Origin of the sequence: Paludisphaera soli (genome assembly GCF_011064595.1) — a bacterium.
Taxonomy (GTDB): Bacteria; Planctomycetota; Planctomycetia; order Isosphaerales; family Isosphaeraceae; genus Paludisphaera; species Paludisphaera soli.
Genome location: NZ_JAALJI010000008.1, coordinates 195,417 through 215,739, shown reverse-complemented (window position 1 = coordinate 215,739; position 20,323 = coordinate 195,417). Strand labels below are relative to the sequence as shown.

Genomic DNA, 20,323 nt, shown 5'->3' with positions numbered 1-20,323 from the left:
GTCCGTCCGATTCCCATTCTCAAGGCCCTTCCCCAACCGGGGGGAACGGGAGATCACACATGGCCTCCCTCACGGCTTCGCCCCGTGCTCGGCGAGGACGGCCTTGCGGCGGGCCTCGGCCTCGACGGCGCAGGGGTCTTCGGGGAAACGGGTCGTCAGGCGTTCATACGTCTCGGCGGCCTCGGGCCAGCGGGCGAGGCGCTCGTAGACCTTGCCGGCTTCCAGAAGGGCCGCGGCCTGGCGGCGCGGGGCGTCGTAGAGGACGTCGACCTTCAGGAACTCGGTGAGGGCCTGGAGGAACTTGTCCTCGTGGAAGAACGCCTCCCCGCGCATCAGCTGAGCCTGGGCCGCGAGGTCGCCGGACTGGCGCGAGTCGATCACGGCCTGGAACGCCGAGCGGGCGTCTTCGGGGCGGCCGAGGCCCAGCAGCGCGCGACCCCGGGCGAATTCCACCGGGTCCTTCGCGGCGGCTTCGGCGATCGTCCCCTTGAGCGCGTCGGCCTCGTCGAGCGCGGCCTGCCAGCGCTTCAGGCCGAGGAGACACTGCACGCGACGCTCCCTCGCCAGCCTCAGGAGATCGGGCGGGTCGTCGGGCGAGGCGGGCTCGGCGATCAGGTCGGCCAGAAGCTTCTCCGCCGGCTCGAACTGGTCCTGCCGCAGCGCGGCCTCGGCGCGGAGGAAGCGGGCCTCGCGGATCCGGGGGCTCGCGGGGGCCTCCGCGATCAGGCGGTCGAGCGTCGCGGCGGCCTCGGCCCACTCGCCGCGCTCGACGCGGGTCCGGCCCAGGCGGTAAAGGACGTCGGCCGCGAGCCGTTCGGGGAGCTTCGGCGCGTCGGGCGAGGCGGGCTCGACCAGCGGCTCGAGCAGGCGGACGACTTCGGCGAAATCCTTCCGCTCGTTGGCCGACTCGGCGAGGTTGAAGCGGGCGTCGGCCGCGTACGGGCCCTCCGGAAAGTCCCGGAGCAGCTCGGCGAACGCCCGGTCGGCCTCGTCGAGCTTCCCCGCGTCGATCCAGTCCCAGCCGCGCTCGGCGAGCAGGGCGTCGAGCGGCTGGCCGATCGCCTTCAGCCGCGCGCGGGCCTCGTCGCCGTCCACGAGCTTTCCGATCAGCTCGGCCGCCTGCTGGGGGTGATCCTTGGCCAGCAGCCGCGACCGGGCGAGCGCGGCGAAGAGCGCCGCGTCGAGCTTCGGCGCGCGGGCCTCGACCGCCTCGTAGGCGGCGATCGCCTCCTCGGGCTTGCCTGTCGCCTCGACGGCCCGGGCGCGTTCGAGGGCCAGGTCCGCCGCGCGGGCCTCGTCGGTCGTCCGCGCGAGGATCGCGTCGAAGGCCTTCGCCGCCGCGTCCCCGTCGCCCTGCTTCCCCAGGGCGCGGGCCAGGCCCAGCTCGGCCCGTTCCCGAAGTTCGGCCGGGACCGGCTCCGTGGATTCGACGAGGGGCCGGAACTGGTCGACGGCCTTCGGCAGCTCGCCGGCCGCGACGAGGGCCTCCGCCAGCCGCAGCCGGGCCGGCGGCAGCGCGAGGCTTTTGGGGAACCGCTCGGCGAGCCGGCCGAGCGTCGCGATCGCGTCGTCGCGACGGCCGAGCCCCAGGTAGGCGGCGGCCTCGTGGGCGAGGGCGTAGTCGGCGACCTGGCCGTCGGGCGCGGCGGCGAGCGAGCGTTCGAACTCGGCGGCGGCCTCGGCGAAGCGGCCGGCCTCCAGGTGGTCCTGGCCCAGCAGGAAGGCCGCATCGGCCGCCGTCCCCTTCTTCGACGACCCCGCCAGCGTCGCCAGCAGGGCGTCGGCCCGTTCGGCCTTGCCGGTCGCGCGATAGGCCAGCGCCAGCTCGTAACGGGCGGCGTCGAGCACCTCGGGCGAGGCGTCGAGCGGTTTCCCACCGCCTTCGCCGAGCAGCTTCTCCAGCGCGGCGACGGCCGCCTCGGGGCGCTTCGCGGCGGTCGCGGACCGGGCCTGGATCAGGAGCACGTCGGGGAGCCGTTCGCTGTCGGGGAACTTCGCGGCGAAGTCGTCGGCGAGCTTCCCGGCCGCGTCGTGGTCGCCGGCCTGGTGGGCGAGGCGGGCGGCTTCGAGCCAGGCGTCGTCGGCCCAGGGCGCGGCGGCGGGGGCGGCCTCGGCCGCCTTGAGGAATCGCCCGCGCGCCTCGGCGTCGCGGCCCTGGGCGCGCAGGGCCTCGGCCGATCGGTAGGTCAGGGCGGCGGCGAGGGGCGATTCAACGGCGCGGGGGATGGCGTCGTCCAGAATCCGGAGCGCGTCGGCGGCGCGGTCGCGTCGGAGGTCGACGCCGGCCGCCTCCAGGCTCGCCTCCAGCGACGCCGGCTCGGCGGCGTCGGCGGCGAGCGGCCGCAAAAGGTCGGCGGCCTCTTCGAGGCGGTCGAGCCTCGCGAGGGCCTGGGCGCGGCGGAGTCGGGCCTCGGCCTGGAGCGGGCCGGGGCCGGCGACCTTCGCCAGGGTCTTCTCGGCGGCCTCGAACCGGCCGGCGGCCAACTCGATCCGGCCCACCTGGAGCCGCGCCTTGTCCACCCACTCGGCCGGCTCGCGGCGGATCAACCCCTCCAGCACGTCGAGCGCCGGCTGGGACTCGCCGAGGGTCGCCAGCGCCCGGCCGAGGCCGTAGCGGGCCCGGTCCGCCAGCCTCGCCTCGGGAAATCGCTTCAAGGATTGTTCATAAGCGGATCGGGCCGCCGCCGGGTCGTCCAGCGCGGTGCGGACGTCGCCCAGGTAGGTCCAGGCGGTCTCCAAATTGGGATGGTCGTCGGGGTCGTCCGTGAACCGCTCCAGAGCTTCGCGGGCCGCGGGGAGGTCGCCGAGCATGTAGGACAGCTCGCCGAGGCGGTACAGGGCCGTCCGGGCTCGCGCGTGGTCGGGAGCCCGGCGGAGGAACTCGCGGAAGGCGTCGCGGGACTCCTGATAGCGGCCCTGGAGGAGCCTCGCGCTGGCGAGGCCGAAGCGGGCGTCGTCCCCGTGGGGCGGCCCAGGATCCGTCTCCAGGAACTTCGCGTATTCGTCGGCCGCCAGGTCGAACTTGCGCTGACGGAACAGGCCGTGGGCGAACCGGAGCCCCTCGGGCATTCGCGAGGCCGGGGCGGCGGCGTCCTGGCCGAAGCCCCCGCCTCCGAGTCCGAGCAACGCCAGCAGGAGCAGGGCCCCGGGCGCAAGCCGGGCCCGTCCGGCTCGCTGGCCCCCGAAACGCTCGTTCGCGACGAGGCCGATCAATCGCCACCCCTTCCCTGGTCGCGGTCGACCCCCCAACGTTCCGGGCGATCGCCGCGTACTAGCAATCGGACGCAAGGCCGCCGCGATAGGAGCGGTCGATCCATCCCGCCCCCCGCTCCGCCCGCCGGCAAGACCTCTATTATCGGCCGTCCTTCGCCCGGCTCAACCCTCCGCGAGAAAACCGTCGTCGCGGGCCTTGGGCCGCCCGGCGATCCTCCTTGAGAGGAATCGGCATGCTAGACTCTCCAGAACAGGGACAAACACCGGCCTTTCGCCCGGAAGGCTCAGTACGAGGTTCCGAGCGGGACGAGGCCCTGAAAATTTCGCCCCCTCGGTCTATCTTTTGCAGACAACGTGGTCAACCTGGGCGTTCAGGTGGTCCTGAATTCTCGAAGTTCCTTCCGAGAAATACTGGACACGGCCTTAGGGTCGATTTATTCTGCTGAAAATTCGCAGAACGCCCAGAGCACGCAGTTGGTTATCTAGTATAGTGGGAAAGGTCGGGCCAGACTGCGTACTCGGAAACGTCTTCGAGTGTTCCGCTTCCTGGATCCGGTCTCCGTGGAGATTGCAACAATGCTTCGCACTCGGTTGTTCGGCGTGGCGGCGGTAGCCCTGGCGGCTTCGACCGCTCATGCTCAGGTCCCGTCCAAGCAGGTTCCGGCCGCCGCCCCGCAGGGCTACGCCCCGTCGAAGGTCGCTCCGGTCGCGCAGGCCCCGGCCGCCGCCCCGCAGGGCTACGCCCCGGCCGCCCCGTCGAAGGTCGCTCCGGTCGCGCAGGCCCCGGTCGCGCCCACCAAGGTCGCGCCGGCTCCGGCCCCCGCCCCCCAGGGCTACACCCCGGCCGCCCCGTCGAAGGTCGCGCCGGTCGCGCAGGCCCCGGTCGCGCCCACCAAGGTCGCGCCGGCTCCGGCCCCCGCCCCCCAGGGCTATGCCCCGGCCGCCCCGTCGAAGGTCGCGCCGGTCGCCCAGGCCCCGGTCGCGCCCACCAAGGTCGCCCCGGCTCCGGCCGCCGCCCCCCAGGGCTACGCCCCGTCGAAGGTCGCCCCGGTCGCTCAGGCCCCGGTCGCTCCCGCCAAGGTGGCGCCGGTCGCCCAGGCCCCTTATGCTCCCGCCAAGGTCGCCCCGGCCGGCCAGTTTGCTCCGGCTGAAGCCGCCCCGGCCGCCCCGGCCCCGGCCCCCGCTTCGGACGAGCCCCCGCCGGCCCCGGCTCCTTCGGTCCCCCCGGCCCCCGAGGCCCCCAGCATCCCGGCGACCCCCGCGGCCCCTTCGATCCCGGCCCCCCCGGTCCCCACGCCCGACGCCCCCCAGGCTTGAGCGAGCGGATCTCCACGAATCGCATTCGTCCCCGACCATCCCGGTCGGGGATTTTTTTTGCGCCGAACTGGAACCGTACTGGAAATGGGGAGGGAATCGCCGGGAATCCTCGGACGAGAGAGCGGCGCACGTCGCCCGTCTCGGCATGGGGTGCTCGTCGTCGGAATGGCGGTCTCGCGCAGGCACTGGCCATCGCGAAGGCGGGGACCCTAGAATGAACCGACCGACGACGCCCGGCCCCCTCGTCCCCATCGAGTTCCACCCATGAGGCTCCGCGAGTTGCCGCTGAGGATCCTGGACCGCGTCGGGCGGGTCTCGATGGCGTGGAACGGCCGCGAGATCGACGTCGAGACGCTGCGGTCGGTCCCATCCTGGGGCGTGAGCGTGCTCCTGCACGCCTTCGTCCTGCTGGTCCTGGCCTTCCTGATCCAGACGTCCGGGCCCATCGAGCCGGAGCGCTCGTTCGCCTCGGAGATCGCCCCGGGCGAGATCGCCGACCTGACCTCGCTCGTCGAGGCCGACCGGGCGGGCGACCCGTTCACCGACGTCGACGACCCGAACCCGCCGTCGATGGGCTTCGGCCCGGACGACCCGCTGATGAAGCTGACGAACCAGCCCGAGCTTCCCGGCCTGGTGGCGTTCGCCCCCGAGGCGGAGGGCCCTGCCCCGAGCCGCGACCTGGCGCCCTCGCTGATGGGAGTCGCCCCGCTGCCCGGCCTGGCCGCGAACATCCAGGCGCCGTTCTCGGGCCGATCCGGCCTCGGCCGCGCCGAGCTGGTGCGTCGCGAGGGGGGGACGGTCCAATCCGAGAAGTCCGTCGAGGACGGCCTGGCCTGGATCGTCCGCCACCAGAAGGCCGACGGCTCGTGGGTGCTGGACGCGAGCGAGGTCTGTCAGTCCTGCCCGTCGCAGGGCGCGATCCTCTCGCCGACCGGGGCGACCGGCCTGGCCCTGCTGCCGTTGCTGGGCGCGGGCTACAGCCACACCGTCAAGAGCCGGCACCAGGCGGCCGTGCGTCGGGGGCTGGAATGGCTCTGCGCCAACCAGCAGGAGAACGGCGACCTCCACGTCGGCGGGACCGGCATCGGCTGGCTCTACAGCCACGCCATCGCCTCGATGGCCCTCTGCGAGGCCTACGGCCTCTCGCGCGACCCGACGCTCCGCGAGCCCGCCGCCCGCGCCGTCGCGTTCATCGTCGAGGCCCAGGACCCTCAGACCGGCGGCTGGCGGTATCGGCCTGGCCAGGCGGGCGACACCTCCGTCTTCGGCTGGAACATCTTCGCCCTCCGCAGCGCCGACCTCGCCGGCCTTCCCATCCCCCGACAGACCCTCCGCGGCTGCACCGAGTACCTGAACCTGGCCGCCGCCGACGGCAAGAAGGTGCTCTACGCCTACCAGCCGGGCCGGGGGGAAGCCTCGCCCGTGATGACGGCCGAGGCCCTCGTCGGCCGCCAGATCCTCGGCTGGTCTCGCGATCATCCGTCGCTCATCAAGGGCGCCGGCCGCGTCGCCGCCCACCTGGAGAAGTCCGAAGACCGGAACATCTACTACTGGTACTACGCGACCCAGCTCCTCCACAACATGCGGAACAAGGACTGGGAGCGCTGGAATCCCCACGTCCGCGAGGCCCTGATCCGCACCCAGGTCCGCGACGACGGCTGCCCGAACGGGAGCTGGGACCCCGCCTCCCCCAGCCAGGACCGCTGGGGCAACACCGGCGGCCGGCTCTTCCAGACCTCGCTCTCGATCCTCACGCTGGAGGTCTACTACCGCTACCTCCCCCTCTACCGCACCGGCGACGAGGAGGGGATGGAGCCCCCGCCGAACCCGCAGGAGGAGTCGAAGAAGCCGGCCAAGAAGGCGTGATCGGGACCGTTGACGACTCGCCGCCGCTGCTGCGAAATGGTGCCGCGTGGGGGGCGTAGAGCCGGCGTGCGACCGGCCCGGCCGCCCTCGCGGATCGGAGGCGAGCGATGGGTTTCGACTGCACGCTGCACGTCGTCGACGAGAAGCGGATCCGAGATGGGTTCGTCCCGCGACTGCTCGGGCGTTCCGACGAGCGGTGCCCGTTCGACGAGAGGGAGGACGCGGACGCCCTCTGGGCGCAGGTCCGCGAGCTGCTGGCCGGTTCCGGCCGCGACGCCGACTCGGCCGGACGGGCGGCGAACACCGCGTGTCAACTCGCGATCGCGTACTGCGCCGCGGAACTTCCCTACCACTACGAGCGAGGGTTCTGCCTGTCGCTCTGGCCGGAGGCCGAATCGCCCGAGGCCGCGCCCGGGGAACTCCTGGACGACCCGGAAGGCCTTTTCACCGAATTGGTCGCCGAGCACCCGGCGCTCGCGGGGCGGTTCCCCCTGGAGATCGAATCCAACTTCAGCCCCGGCTGCTTCGCCTCGGCCGATAACGTCCCGGCGTTCCTGGAGTGGGTCGAACCACGGGTGCAGGCCCTCCCCGAAGGGGATCGCCGTCCCTATCGCGGACTCCTGCTCGTCCTGAAGGAGGCGGCTTCCCGCGGCCTCGCCTACTGGGAAGGGACCGATCTGCCCGTCCCGATGATGGTGACGATCAGGCCCCCGGCCGACCTGCGCCGGGCGGACCTGGAGGAGCACCCGAGCCCCGAGGGGATCCACCTGGCCTGCGTCGGCCGTGCCGGGCCGATCGTCGCCTTTTCCCACGCCCTGGGGTTTCCGAATGACTGTCGCACCGCGTTCGCCGACCTGACGGCGTGGCCGCCGAGCTTCTCGATCGCGGACGAGTACGCACTGAGCGCCGCCCGATCCCGCGGCGGACGCTGGGTGACGGCCTCGATGACCCCCGACCGCCCCTATCTCTACCGCGTGCGGGTCGCGGACCGCCCGGAAGGCGCGAAGACGCTCCTCTTGCCTCCCGACGAACGAGAGAACGGCATCAAGTGGGCGGACTTCCTCGGCGAGAGCGTGGTCGCCGTCCTGGACGCGAAGGAGGTCTACCCCGAGAAGACCATGCTGCCGGCCCTGCTCCTCATCGAGCAGGACGGCCGCCTCGCGCCTCTGGAAGGGTTCCCGCCCATCGCCGAGAAGTTCCCGACCTTCGGCGTCGTCCACCTGGACGAGGGCGACGTCCTGATCTGGGGGGGCGACGGCTACGAGCGGCGCGGCGCGGGCTCGAGAAGACCTTCGCGCTCGGGGCGAAATGGAACTTCTTCGAGCGATGGGCCACGACGCCTTTCGGGCCCGACGGCTTCTTCCACCTGTGCCAGCGCCAGCTCTTCCACGCCCGGCGAGGCCAGGACCCGATCCGGCACCTGCCTTCGGTCGAGAACCTGATGCAGCTCCAACCCGGACCCCCCGGCGGCGTGTTGATCCATCAAGGGGATAACAAGCACGGGGATCTGGGGAAGCTTTACTTACCCGAGGAAGGCGCGTTTCTGCGCATCCGCCCCGAGCTGTTCGCGGACGAGGACCCGGACGAGATCCGCTCGCTGCACTGGGCCGCTTCATCCGGCCGACTCGTCGCCGCCACCCCGCAACGCCTCTGGGCCGTCCCGATCGAGCGGGTCCTCGACGCGCCTCGCCACCGGGCGAGCGACGGCAGGAAGATCCGGAAGCCGGGGTGATTGCGTCGGCGTGTGCGGGACCGGCCCGACTTCACTTCGCGTCGGGGTTGAACTGGCGGAGGGGCATCTGCTTGTAGACGACCAGTTGCGAGAGCCGGAGGCCGCGGAGGCGGGCCTCGATAGGCATCATGAAGGCGTAGTCGCCCTTGCGGACGCGGCGGGTGTCGCCTCGCGTGATCTGGGTGACCGTCATGCCGCCGGCGTTCTCGGGCAGGATGAAGGCGAAGTTGTTGCCGGGGATCTCCAGCTGCATCGGCTGGGGGTTGATCAGGGCGCCGACGACGTGCAGCCGCGCGGGGTTCCCCTGGATGCCGGCCGGGATCGGATAGGCCCAGCCGTAGAGCAGATTCTGGCCGCCGTAGTCCCAGGCGTTCATGAAGCGGTTGAAGCCGGGGTCGATGGTCGTGACGGCCATGTTGTTGGGGAGGATCTCGGCGTACGTCGGCGAGACGAGGGTGCGGTCGGCCCCCTCGAAGTAGTCGACGTGATCGGTCCGGATGATGTTCGAGCCGGGGCTGTAGCCCACGGCCTCCACCAGCGCCTCGGGGGTGATCAGGTCGGCGCGGCCGGGCCAGCGGATCAGGAACTCCTGCACGTCGTCGATCGCGATCGGGAACTGCTGGCCGGCGTGGTTCTGCACGACGATCCACCGGTCGGTGACGTTGATGACCTCGCCCCAGGCCCCCTCGGGGGGGGCCGGCGGGAGCCCTCGCGAGCGGCCGTTGATCGCCCCCTCGACGGCCGCCTGCACGGGGTCGAAGTCCTGGCCGCTCGCCGCGCCCCGACTCAGGCCGAGGCCGAGGGCGGTCGCGAGGCCCAGGAAAGCGGCGAACCGGAGTCGTCCGGCGCGGACCCGTTTCATCGCGTACATGACGATCCCCCCTCGACCTGATGTCCTCCCGTGGCGTCGAGAGATCGGCGCGCACGTTCTTACCTTCAAGATAGCGCCTCATGGGACCTCATTCAACCCGGGGGCGCGGGATTCGACTTGGACCGGGAAATCCCCCGGCGGCGCTCTTGACCGTCGGCGAGCCGGGCGTCCGGGCGAATCAGGGCCGGCGGGCGGGCCGAGGCAAGATCGTTTCGGTCGGCGATCTGGCCCGTCGCTTTCGCGGTGCGGGCGTCGGGCGAGCCCTCGATCCGCGACCGCGGGAGCGACGACGACGCGACGGGCCCGCGCGCGTCCTTCCCCGACGAGGAGGCCGACCAAGCCCATGTCGCCGGCGCCGCCGCCTGGATGCCGACGCCCGTCGCCAACCGCGTTTCCCCGCTCATCGCGTCGATATTGCCTGGCGCTTGGGGACGGGGTCGTTCGTCTTCGGCCCGTTTTCTGGCCGACCCATCTCGGAATTCGGCCGGCCGATTTTCGGCTCCGCGCGATCGGGCTTGCGGGTTCCGCATGGCGTCGTCGGCGAGCCCTACCCGGACCGGTTTGGCATCGCCTCACATCGATCTCCATGGGGACCGACCCGCCCTCCTCCGTCGCTCCCTCCCACCCACGCCCGACAGGGCTGGATCCGAAGATCATGTGGGTTGAATCCATTCGGAGGCGTGGCGGTCGATATCTCCATGTGGGCAAGGGGTTTAGGTCTCGGGTGGACGAGACGTCAAGACAATTATGTTCCGCTTGTCGGAGATGCGCTTTGTTTCCTGCGGCCCGAGGCTGTATAAAGTTCTCAGATTCTGTCGGACGTGCGGCCGACGGCCGCCAATCGTGCTTATCTTCGGCGATCGCCGAGTTCGTGCAACTTCATTGCCCCCAAGGGTGGTGATCTGACCGAAGTACAGCCCCGAAAAGGGGGTGAGCTTCATGCTTCGAGTGGTGCCTCGCGGTCGACATGCGAACTAGCCCGTCGATCACCCTGCGGCATCGACCTGGACTGGTCGCCGCCGTACCGCGGGACGACCAGAATTCCGCACCACCCTCTCTCCTCTTCTGGAGCGAGATATCGGCAGGCGCGGGATTTGCGTATAACCTTAGAGTGCCCTTCTTCTCCCCGTGCAGCTTCTGGTCCGAGCCGTGACTGGAAGCCAATCATCTCGAAAGACTGCAGACATGAAAATTATTATGCGATTCGTCTTGGCGGTCCCGCTCATGGGAATCGTCCTGGTCGGCGCCGGCTGCGGCAATCCCGACCAGACGGATGGTCAACTAGTGACCCCGACCGAGGATGTGGTCAAGTCGCGAGCCGCCATCGAGCAGGCGGTCAAGGACCGGCCGAACATGTACGCCCCGGCGAAGGGCGGGCAGGACAGCCGCCGCTGATGCGAGCGAGGTGGAAAGCATCTAATTTCGATCGATCCTTCATCCAAGGAATCATGTAATGAAGACGAAGAGTCTGCGACGAGGATTCACCCTGATCGAACTGCTGGTGGTGATCGCCATCATCGCCGTCTTGATCGCCCTGCTCCTGCCCGCCGTCCAGTCGGCGCGGGAGGCGGCCCGGCGCTCGCAGTGCATCAACAACTTGAAGCAAATCGGGCTGGCGATGCACAGCTACCACGGCTCCCTGAACAGCTTCCCGATGGGCTCGTCACGCGCCCCCGTCGCGACCAACCCCCGGGACAACGCCTGGTGGGGCGACTGGAGCGCGCATTCGATGCTCCTGCCCTACCTGGAGCAGCAGCCCCTCTACAGCGCCGCCAACTTCTCGGTCACGGCCATGGGCCATAGTCCGGCCGACGTGATGAACTCGACGGTCGTCAACACGAGGCTCGCGGGCTTCCTCTGCCCGTCCGACGGCAACGCCGGCCGCAACTACACCAACAGCTACTACGCCAGCGCCGGCACGACCACCCACCGATATCACGACGTCGACTTCACGGGCGTCTTCGGGCGGAACTTCTGCTACGGCCTGCGCGACATCACGGACGGCTCGTCGAACACCATCGCCTTCTCCGAGGGGCTGGTCGCGAACAGCACCGGGGGGCGGACGCGGGCCCACTCCGTGGTGGATGTCCAGGGTCCCACGGCCAACGACAACATCCGACTCCAGTCGGACGTCTACCAGCTGGTGCCGATGGGCGGCACCCCTCCGGGGCCGGTGGTCACCGAGGCCCTTCAGGCCTGCGTGACGAAACTCCGGGACCCTGGGAATGCCAACAATGTCAAGAACAACAAGGGCGAGCGTTGGGCCTGGGGCGAGACCGGCATGACCATGTTCCACACCATCGTCCCGCCGAACTCGACGCAGTACGCCTTCGCCTCGTGCCGGAACGACTGCGGCGGCTGCAGCCCGGACGCGTCGGTCTTCACCAACGCCCAGAGCAACCACTCCGGCGGGGTGAACATCATGATGGCCGACGGCAGCGTCCGCTTCGCCAAGGATTCGATCGCCTGGGGCACCTGGTGGGCCCTGGGGACCAGGGCTAACGGCGAGGTGATCGGCGCCGACAGCTACTGAGCACGGTTTCCCATGGGGCGTCGGTCGCAAGTTGGGAAGGTGGACCTCAAATCCCGTCCCAGTGCCCCGACCGACGCCCCGTCGCCACCGATCGATCCTGAGCGCCCACCGCCTCGCTATGCCGCTTGAATCGATCCGGTACAAGCGACGAGCGTCGATCAACTCGACGACACGCCCCGCACCTTTCTCCGGATCCTCGACGATCAACTCCATCCCCACTTCGTCAAATCCTCAGTCGATCGTCGACGCCGACTGCTCGACCCTGATCACCCTCGGCGCATCCTCCCGGCGTGCTGAATGCAGGAACGGAAAAAGCTCGCACGCCGCTGCATTCGCTGCGTCGTGAGTTCCGAGCAAGCCCCTGCGCCGATCCTGCTCTCCTTGCCCGGTCGCGTGGGCGACTTCCGGCACGTCTGGAAGCGATGACTTGCCGCCGGCCAGCTTTCCGATCGTCCTCATCGACGTGATTAAGGCGCTGATCCCCGTGCCCACGCCGATCACCCTGGCGCGGTCGGCGCACGTTTCCGGTCGACGGCTCCGCGATCTCCAGGCCCGACCCACGGACTCAAGGTGCCGCTCGGTCAGCCCGGCGGTCGGATGCCGGGAAGCTGAACCCGGCCGGCCGGCCAATAGCGTGCTCAAGTCACTTCTCGCCTCAGGAATCGCCTGATTTTTGAGGCTTTTTGGGTCGCAGCCCCAAACTCCGGGACGGTCAGATGAAAATCGGAATCCGGGCCGACGCGCCGACCGGCGCGTACTCGTTTCATCCTCCAGGAGCCCCGCCGACGGCCCCCGTTCAACGCGACGGGATCCGCATCTTCGGCCGGCGTCCACGGAAACCGGGAATCCTGGCGCAAACCCCGGCGGACTTTCGTCGTACATCCTGGTAGAAGATCGTCGGAGCAGGAGCCGACCGGGCCCCCGGAATCGCGGGAAGCCCGTCGGGGGCCTCCTTCCGCGTGGCTGCATTCCGCTTTAAGCTGGACGGTCCGGCGGCCGCGCCCGACGAAGGTCGCGCCCGGACTCTACCCAACCCCGTCGAGGGAATGGTCGTCGCGATGAAACCCGACCCCCAGCACGCCAGCAACGAGCGGACCGGGGCCTGGCCCGAGTCCTCGAAGGCCGCGGCCCGCGACCTGACGGGGCTGGTGCTGGGCGATTTCCGGGTCCAGAGGCTGATCGGCCGGGGGGGGATGGGCGAGGTCTACCTGGCCGACCAGATCAGCCTCAAGCGGCCGGTGGCGCTCAAGGTCTTGCTGCCGGAGTGGGTGTCGCGTCCCGCCTACTTGAGCCGGTTCGCGATCGAGGCGACGGCCGTCGCGAAGCTCAACCACCCCAACATCGTGCAGGTGTACGCGCTGGGCGAGGCCGAGGGGATCCACTACATCGCGATGGAGTATGTGGAGGGGGCGAACCTCCGCGAGTACCTGATCCGCAAGGGGTCGCTCGACCTGCCGCTGGCGCTGTCGATCATGCGCCAGGCGGGCGCGGCGATCGGGGCGGCGGGCGAGGTCGGGCTGATCCACCGCGACGTCAAGCCCGAGAACCTCCTGCTGACCCGCAAGGGGCGGATCAAGGTGGCCGACTTCGGCCTCTGCCGCGACCTGGAGTCCGAGGGCCACCACGTCACCCAGCAGGGGACGACGATGGGGACGCCCCTGTACATGAGCCCGGAGCAGGCGCAGGGGCACGCGATGGACCACCGCAGCGACCTGTACTCGCTGGGGGTGACGTTCTACCACATGATCGTCGGCGAGCCCCCGTTCCGGGCCGACTCGGCGCTGGCGCTGGCGCTGAAGCACGTCCGCGAGCAGCCCCCGAGCCTACGCGCCCGCCGGCCCGACGTCCCGCCCGAGCTGGACCGGCTGGTGCTCAAGCTGATCGCCAAGAAGCCCGAGGACCGCTACCAGTCGGCGGCCGAGATGCTGGCGGACCTGTCCCGGATCCGCGGCCTGATGACGACCATCGCCGGCGCGACGGCCGTGGAGTTCACCGCCCTGCCCCCCTCGCCGTCGCTCGTCGTCGAGGCGGCCCCGGCGACCTCCGGCGTGGGCTCGGCGGCCCGATCCGCGACGACCCGAGGTTCGGACCCGGCCGGCGGCGGCTGGACGCCGGCGCGGCTGGCGGCGGCCCTGTCGGCGGAGGGCTCGGGATGGCCCCGGCCCCGGACCCTGATCGCGATGGCCGTGCTCGGGGTGACGGCCGGGGCGCTGCTGGGCTGGCGGCAGCGCGCCGACGAGCGGGCCGCGGAGCGGGGCCGGCTGGCGGCGACGGCCCCCGCCCTGGGGCTCGGCCCGCGCTGGGAGGCGGCCCCCCGGATGGAGAACGCGGAGCAGCAGTACCGCCACGCGCAGCTCGTCGCCCCGCCGGCGGGCCTGGCCGCCGCCTGGCTCGCCGTCCCCGGCTACTTCCCCGAGTCCTACGAGTGGGCGTCGCCGGCCTACCTGCAGCTGGGCCGGGTCCTCTACCGCGAGCGCGACGCCGACCGCGTCCGGGCCCTGGCCCGGGAGGTCCGGACCTGGCGGTCGCGGCAGACCCGCGACGAGCAGCTCGCCGACGTCCTGGAGGCGGCCGAGGGGGTGCTCCGGCGCGACGTCGACGGCGTGATCGGCCGGCTGGGCCGGATCGTGGAGTCCCGCGACCGGCCGCTCTCGGACCCCGGCCTGGTCGACTTCTGCGTGGAGCTGGTCGTCGACGCGCTCCACGCCACGGAGCAGCCGGGCGCCACCGGGGCCGCCGCCCAGCGTCCCGCCCTGGCGACGCTCCGGGGCCGGCTGTTGCTCCTGCGCAACCGCGTGCTGACGGTCGACCTCGCCGTCCGGTGACGCCGGGCGGCCGGCGTGATACTCTAGGAGGCGGGTCGAAGTGGGCTCTGGTCTCGGAGGACGGGGATGGCTTTCCTGAAACGCGCCAACGGCGATTCCGCCGGGCAGATCATCGAGCTGATCCAGGAGCGGACGGTGATCGGCCGCTCGCCCGAGCAGTGCCACATCGTGCTGGACCCCAACGGCGTCAGCCGCCGCCACGCCGAGATCTACCGCAAGGAAGAGGCCTTCTTCGTCCGCGACCTCAAGTCGCGGAACATGACGAAGGTCAACAACGTCAAGCTCCTCCCCGGGGCCGACCGCCAGCTCCTGCCCGGCGACCGGATCAACATCTGCGACGTGGAGTTCGTCTTCCACCCGATCGCCCCCGTCGAGCCCGAACGCGACGACGGCGAGGTCGTGATCGTGGCCGACGGCGAGGCGTGCGACATCCCCCCCCTGCACACGTTCGACGCCTCCCGCTCCAGCTCGGTCGCCAGCATGGTGAAGCCCGAGGTGAAGCTCAAGGCGATCCTGGAGATCACCCGCGACCTCTCCACCGAGCTGAAGATGGACCAGGTCGCCCCCCGCGTCCTGGACTCGCTGGCCCAGCTCTTCCCCCAGGCCGAGCGGCTCTTCCTCGTCCTGGTCGACCCCGAGACCAAGCGGCTCGTCCGCAAGGCGACCAAGATCCGCCAGGGCCGGGGCCGGACCAACTTCCACCCCAGCGTCCCGGCCGACGAGGCCCCGATGCAGATGAGCCGGTCGCTGGTCAGCCACGTCCTGGGCCAGAAGAAGGCCGTCCTCAGCCAGGACGCCAGCACCGACAAGAACCTCCCCACCAGCGCCTCGATCGCCGACCTGAAGATCCGGTCGGTGATGTGCGTGCCGATGCTCACGCCCGACGGCGAGGCGGTGGGGATCATCCAGCTCGACACCAGCGACCGCAAGCAGTTCCACCAAGAGGACCTGGACGTGCTGGCGGCCGTGGCCGGCCAGGCGGCCATCGCCATCCAGAACGCCCAGCTCCACGAGTCGCTCCTGGAACGCGAGCGCGTGGACCGCGACCTGAAGCTGGCGGAGCAGGTGCAGAAGCGGTTCCTCCCCCAGGAGACGCCGAGGATCGCCGACTACGAGTTCTTCGCCCACTACGAGCCGGCCTACGAGGTCGGCGGCGACTACTACGACTTCGTCCCCCTCTCGCAGGACCGCCTGGCCGTGGCGCTGGGGGACGTCTCGGGCAAGGGGGTCGCCGCGGCCCTGATGATGGCCAAGTTCTCGGGCGACACCCGCTACTGCATCCTCACCGAGAACGCCCCCGGGGCGGCCGCCGCCGAGCTCAACTCGCTGCTCTTCGCGGCCGGCATCGAGGAGAAGTTCATCACCCTGAGCCTCAGCGTGCTCGACGCCCGCCGCGGGGTGCTCGCGATGGCCTCGGCCGGCCACCTGCCGATCATCGTCCGCCGGGCCGACGGCACGGTCGAGGAGGTCGGCGAGACGATCACCGGCTTCCCCCTGGGCATCATCCCCGGCACCTCCTACCGCCAGGCCGAGGTGCAGCTCGCCCCCGGCGACGTGGTCGTGGTCTACTCCGACGGCGTGACCGACTCCCGCAACCTCGCGGAGGAGCTCTACGACTGCCGCGACGACCGCCGCCTGCTGCGCCGCGTGGCCGAGGCTTCGGGGGGCGCGCAGGCGGTCGGCAAGGCGATCCTCCAGGACATCCGCGAGTACTCCCTGGGCCACGAGCAGGCCGACGACATCACCCTGGTCTGCTTCGGCCCCTCGGCCGCGTGGACCCCCGAGCCCCGTCCCGATTCGAGCGCCACCGCGACGTTCCCGGAAAGCCCCGCCCTCTCATGAACACGTCGGTCAAGATCAACAACCTCCGCCTCGAACTCGACGACCCGGAGGAGACGCTCCCGACGCGGGCCGCCGGCCGCCTCGGCCTGGGGCCCGACTCCGTCCTGCGCTGGCGGATCCTCCGCAAGTCGCTCGACGCCCGCCGCGCCGACGACCTCCACTTCAGCTACGCGATGGAGCTGGAACTCCCCGCCGACGCCGCCGAGCGGGCCCTCGCCGCCTCGGCCCGCGCCGGCCTGGCCGTCCAGCCCTACCTCGCTGAATCCTTCGACTGGCCCGGGTCGGGGCCCGACGCCCGTCCCCTGGATCACCGCCCCGTCGTGATCGGCGCCGGCCCCGCCGGCCTGATCGCCGGCTACCTGCTCGCCCTGAACGGCTACCGGCCCCTCGTCCTGGAGCGCGGCCGCGCCGTCAAGGACCGCGTGGCCGACGTCCGCCGGTTCGACTCCGGCGGCGCGATCGACCCGGAGAGCAACTACCTCTTCGGCGAGGGGGGGGCCGGCACCTTCAGCGACGGCAAGCTCACCTCGCGCAGCGGCGGCCCGGACGTCCACCGCGTCCTGGAGATCCTGGCCGACTGCCACGGCAAGCCCTCCATCCTCTACGAGCACCGCCCCCACCTGGGCTCCAACCGCCTCCCGCTCATCGTCCGCACGCTCCGCAAGAAGCTCGAAGACCTCGGCGGCGAGGTCCGCTTCTCCTGCCGCGTCGAGGACCTCGACTTCGCCGACGGCCGCCTCCGGGGCCTGGGGACCAGCTCCGGCTACATCGCCGCCGACGCCGCCGTGCTGGCCGTCGGCCACAGCGCCCGCGACACCTACGACATGCTCCTCCGCCGGGGCGTCCCCCTGCTCGCCAAGCCCTTCCAGTTCGGCGTCCGGATCGAGCAGCCCCAGGAGCAGATCAACAAGGCCCAGCACGGACCCAGAGAGGGCCACCCCGCCCTCGGCGCCGCCGACTACGGCCTCTCCGTCCGCGCCGGGGGCTGCGACCTGTTCACGTTCTGCATGTGCGCCGGCGGCTACGTCATGCCCAGCGTCAGCGAGCCCGGCTACTTCTCCTCCAACGGAATGAGCGAGAGCCGCCACGACTCCCCGTTCGCCAACAGCGGCCTGGTCGTCACCATCGACCCCGCCGAGACCAGCTCCCACCCCCTGGCCGGCGTCCACTTCCAGCAGCGCTACGAGCGCGCCGCCTACGTCGCCGGCGGCCGCAGCTACGCCGCGCCGATCCAGTGGGCGCGCGACTTCCTGAACGGCCGCGCCAGCAAGGGGACCCTCCCCTCCAGCTACACCCGGAGCGCCACCCGCGCGATGGACCTGGGCCCGCTCCTGCCCGAGAAGGTGGCGCGGGCGCTCCTGAAGGGCCTGCCGATCATGGACCGCCGCCTCGACCGCCGGTTCCTCCGCGACGCCACCCTCACCGGCCCCGAATCCCGCGGCAGCTCGCCGGTGCGAATCCCCCGCGACCCGGACTCGCGCCAGAGCCCCGCCGTCGCCGGCCTCTACCCCTGCGGCGAGGGTGCCGGATACGCCGGCGGCATCGTCAGCGCCGCCGTCGACGGCCTGCGCACCGCGCGTTCCCTGGTCGCCGCGTTCGCCCCGCCGCGCTGATTGGTCGCATCATGGCGCGAGGACTCGTGGAGTTTCCGGCAAGGCGCATAAGTTTTCCTTTGCACCCCGCGAACGCCCGCTTACCATGTCGGTTCCGCACGAAGATTCCCCGCACGGGACGCGAGCCGACCATGATCATCGAGTGCCCGAACTGCGGATTCTCGGGACGCCTCCCCGACCACGCGACGCTCGCCCCCCACCAGGCGCGCTGCCCGAAATGCCGGTCCCGGTTCGACGTCGGCGCCCTCGCCGCCCAGGCCGCCGAGCCCTCCGGCCGGGCCGACCTCCGCCACGACCTCGCCCGCCCCCGGCTCGACCCCAGCGAGTCCTCGTACGAACTCGACCCCCTGAACGACTTCGCCGACGCCGCGACCGCCTGGGACGAACCCTGGGCCGACGACGACCCGATCGAGCCCGCCGCGCCGCGGGCCGCGACCCCCGCCAGGCTCGTCGACCGCGTCCCGGCCTGGGCCTTCCGCCCCTCGGTCTGGCGGATCCGCCTGTTCCAGGCCTGGGCCGTCCTGTTGCTGCTCGGCGCCACGATCATCTTCGCGCGGATCGCGATCGCCGCCCTCACCTTCGACGACGCCCGCTTCTTCTCGGACGAACTCCTCCGCCCCGTCGCCGCCGTCGTCCTCCTCGTCACCGCCGCCGCGCTCCTCTGCCTCTCCGTCGACGTCAGCCGCCGCCTCGCCCGCTCCACCTACGCCCCCACCAACCCGCCGCCTCCGAGCCCCCCCCACGCCAACGGCAACGGCGTCGCCCCGCCCCTCCGCTCCCTCGCCAACGGCCGTCACGACTGATCTATCCTTCCCCCCTCGCGGGGGAAGGTGGCCGAAGGCCGGATGATGGGGAAGACGAGCGCGAGAGCCCTCGATTTTCGCGGCGGCCCGATCGCGCGGGCTTTCGAATCCCGACGGCCCCGCGCTCGTCCTCCCCCTTATCTGACCGCTTCACGGTCTGTCTTCCCCCGCCAGGGGGGAAGACCTTCAGCGGCCCGATCGCGAACCCGCTTGACGCCGCCCCGTCATGGCAATACAGTGCCACATGGCAATTGGTTGCCAGGATTCGGGAGGGAAGTGGGCCATGCCGAAGCGCGATCCGAGGGACGGCCTGGGCGCCCGGGAGCGCCAGATCATGGACGCGGTCTACCGCCTGGGCGAGGCGTCGGTGGCCGAGGTGCTGGCCGAGCTGGCGGACCCGCCGAGCTACTCGTCGGTGCGGACGATGGTCCGCTCCCTGGAGGCGAAAGGGCTCTTGCGGCACCGTCAGGAAGGGATCCGGTACGTCTACCGCCCCGCCCATTCGCGAGATGCGGCGAAGACCTCCGCGCTCAAGGACCTGATGCGGACGTTCTTCGCCGGCTCGGCCGCCGCGGCCGTCGAGGCGATCCTGGACCCCTCGGTTGCGAAGCTTTCCGAAGACGACCTCGACCGCCTGGAGGCGCTGATCCGCCAGGCCCGGGACCAGGAGAAATGACATGGCACGCGACCTGATCGTCGACGCGGCCGTCCGCTCGACGGCCCTCCTGCTCCTCGCGGCCCTCGTCGCCGCGATCGCCCGTCGCGGCTCGGCGGCCTTCCGCCATCGCGTCTGGGCGAGCGCCCTCCTGGGCCTGATCGCGGTCCCCGTCGCCTCGGCCCTCGACCCGGCGTGGCCCCTGCCGATCCTCCCCGCGCCAAAGCGGGAACCCATGTCGATCCTCCCGACGGCCCCCGGGCCTATCCGCCCGAGCGTCCTACCCGACCTGCTGCCTGAGCCCGAACGGGTCGTCTTCCGCGAAGCCCAGCCGATGCCCGCGGAACGGGCTTCGCCCGAATCCCCTCCTCTCGCGTCCCGGCTCCCCGACGCCTGGACGCTCGCCTATTCCGGCGGTGCCCTCGCGACCGCCCTGCCCGTGCTGGCCGGCCTCGCGATCAACGCTCGCCGCCGACGCCGTTCCCGGCCGGTGGCCGACTGGGCCGACCTCGTCGCCGAACTCCGCGCGACCTTCGCGATCCGCCGTCGGGTCGACGTGCGGATGGGCGAGGACGCCACGATCCCCGCGACCTGGGGCGTGCTCCGGCCCGTCGTGATACTCCCCGCCGAGGCGGCGACCTGGCCCGAGCCGACGCGCCGGGCCGTCCTCGCCCACGAGATGGCCCACGTTCGCCGGCTGGACTGGCCCGTGCACCTCATCGCCCGGCTGACGGCCCGTCCAGATGGTCACGGTCGGCTTCGCGGCCCGGTCCTGGACCCGCACGCCGTCTCCAGCGGATCCGATCGAGTTCGAGGCCGACGGCCTCAAGCCCGGCGAATACCAGCTCCGCGTCGTCGAACACCCCTACCTCGCCGCCCCGAGGGAGATCGCTCGGCGCAGCGCGACCCTCCGGCCGGGCGAGACGCTTCGCTTTGATTCCCCCTGACCCTCCGGGATCGGGCCTCTCCATCTCGCGAACGGGAGGCACTGTCAGCCTGGGGGATGGTGCGCGCCGCAATCTCGACGATCCTTCGCGAGCCGACGAGGGACGC

Annotated in this window: 14 protein-coding genes; 12 read left to right on the top strand and 2 right to left on the bottom strand. The window is 71.3% G+C overall.

Annotation, left to right across the window (positions count from 1 at the left end):
• Positions 1 to 69 precede the first annotated feature (69 nt).
• The gene (locus G6O68_RS13265) at positions 70 to 3,213 is read right to left on the bottom strand and encodes a tetratricopeptide repeat protein (protein ID WP_165248480.1); all 3,144 of its coding nucleotides are present in this window, start codon (positions 3,211 to 3,213) and stop codon (positions 70 to 72) included.
• A gap of 576 nt (positions 3,214 to 3,789) precedes the next feature.
• On the opposite strand from G6O68_RS13265, the gene G6O68_RS13260 reads away from it, so the two are divergent.
• The 4 genes from G6O68_RS13260 (at position 3,790) to G6O68_RS13245 (ending at position 8,128) form a co-directional block, all read left to right on the top strand.
• Positions 3,790 to 4,530, top strand: a complete 741-nt coding sequence (locus G6O68_RS13260) for a hypothetical protein (RefSeq protein ID WP_165248478.1) — start codon at positions 3,790 to 3,792, stop codon at positions 4,528 to 4,530.
• A 264-nt stretch (positions 4,531 to 4,794) separates the two neighbouring features.
• Entirely contained in the window at positions 4,795 to 6,396 is a 1,602-nt protein-coding gene (locus tag G6O68_RS13255) for a hypothetical protein (protein ID WP_165248476.1), read from the top strand.
• A 107-nt stretch (positions 6,397 to 6,503) separates the two neighbouring features.
• Complete coding sequence (locus G6O68_RS33260) at positions 6,504 to 7,838, top strand: hypothetical protein (RefSeq protein WP_165248474.1); 1,335 nt, start codon at positions 6,504 to 6,506, stop codon at positions 7,836 to 7,838.
• Positions 7,838 to 8,128, top strand: a complete 291-nt coding sequence (locus tag G6O68_RS13245) for a hypothetical protein (RefSeq protein ID WP_165248472.1) — start codon at positions 7,838 to 7,840, stop codon at positions 8,126 to 8,128. The genes G6O68_RS33260 and G6O68_RS13245 overlap by 1 nt, the downstream gene beginning before the upstream one ends.
• 31 nt (positions 8,129 to 8,159) lie before the next feature.
• Here G6O68_RS13245 and G6O68_RS13240 read toward each other — a convergent pair whose 3' ends face one another.
• Positions 8,160 to 8,999, bottom strand: a complete 840-nt coding sequence (locus tag G6O68_RS13240; protein WP_165248470.1) for a hypothetical protein — start codon at positions 8,997 to 8,999, stop codon at positions 8,160 to 8,162.
• 1,197 nt (positions 9,000 to 10,196) lie between these two features.
• On the opposite strand from G6O68_RS13240, the gene G6O68_RS13235 reads away from it, so the two are divergent.
• The 8 genes from G6O68_RS13235 (at position 10,197) to G6O68_RS13200 (ending at position 20,207) form a co-directional block, all read left to right on the top strand.
• Positions 10,197 to 10,394 (top strand): hypothetical protein, encoded by a 198-nt coding sequence (locus G6O68_RS13235; protein ID WP_165248468.1) that lies wholly within the window; start codon positions 10,197 to 10,199, stop codon positions 10,392 to 10,394.
• 58 nt (positions 10,395 to 10,452) lie between these two features.
• Complete coding sequence (locus tag G6O68_RS13230) at positions 10,453 to 11,532, top strand: DUF1559 domain-containing protein (RefSeq protein ID WP_165248466.1); 1,080 nt, start codon at positions 10,453 to 10,455, stop codon at positions 11,530 to 11,532.
• A 1,058-nt stretch (positions 11,533 to 12,590) separates the two neighbouring features.
• Positions 12,591 to 14,357 (top strand): protein kinase domain-containing protein, encoded by a 1,767-nt coding sequence (locus tag G6O68_RS13225; RefSeq protein WP_165248463.1) that lies wholly within the window; start codon positions 12,591 to 12,593, stop codon positions 14,355 to 14,357.
• A 66-nt stretch (positions 14,358 to 14,423) separates the two neighbouring features.
• Positions 14,424 to 16,199, top strand: a complete 1,776-nt coding sequence (locus G6O68_RS13220; protein WP_165248461.1) for a SpoIIE family protein phosphatase — start codon at positions 14,424 to 14,426, stop codon at positions 16,197 to 16,199.
• Positions 16,196 to 17,812 carry an NAD(P)/FAD-dependent oxidoreductase gene (locus G6O68_RS13215; protein ID WP_165248459.1) on the top strand — a complete coding sequence of 539 codons (1,617 nt, stop codon included), beginning with the start codon at positions 16,196 to 16,198 and terminating at the stop codon, positions 17,810 to 17,812. The genes G6O68_RS13220 and G6O68_RS13215 overlap by 4 nt, the downstream gene beginning before the upstream one ends.
• A gap of 131 nt (positions 17,813 to 17,943) precedes the next feature.
• Positions 17,944 to 18,615 (top strand): hypothetical protein, encoded by a 672-nt coding sequence (locus tag G6O68_RS13210; protein ID WP_165248457.1) that lies wholly within the window; start codon positions 17,944 to 17,946, stop codon positions 18,613 to 18,615.
• Positions 18,616 to 18,898: 283 nt separating this feature from the next.
• Positions 18,899 to 19,291: a BlaI/MecI/CopY family transcriptional regulator gene (locus G6O68_RS13205; RefSeq protein WP_165248455.1), complete on the top strand. Its 393-nt coding sequence runs from the start codon at positions 18,899 to 18,901 to the stop codon at positions 19,289 to 19,291.
• A 1-nt stretch (position 19,292) separates the two neighbouring features.
• Positions 19,293 to 20,207, top strand: coding sequence for a M56 family metallopeptidase (locus G6O68_RS13200; protein WP_165248453.1), 915 nt, complete (start codon positions 19,293 to 19,295; stop codon positions 20,205 to 20,207).
• The last annotated feature ends 116 nt before the right edge of the window (positions 20,208 to 20,323 follow it).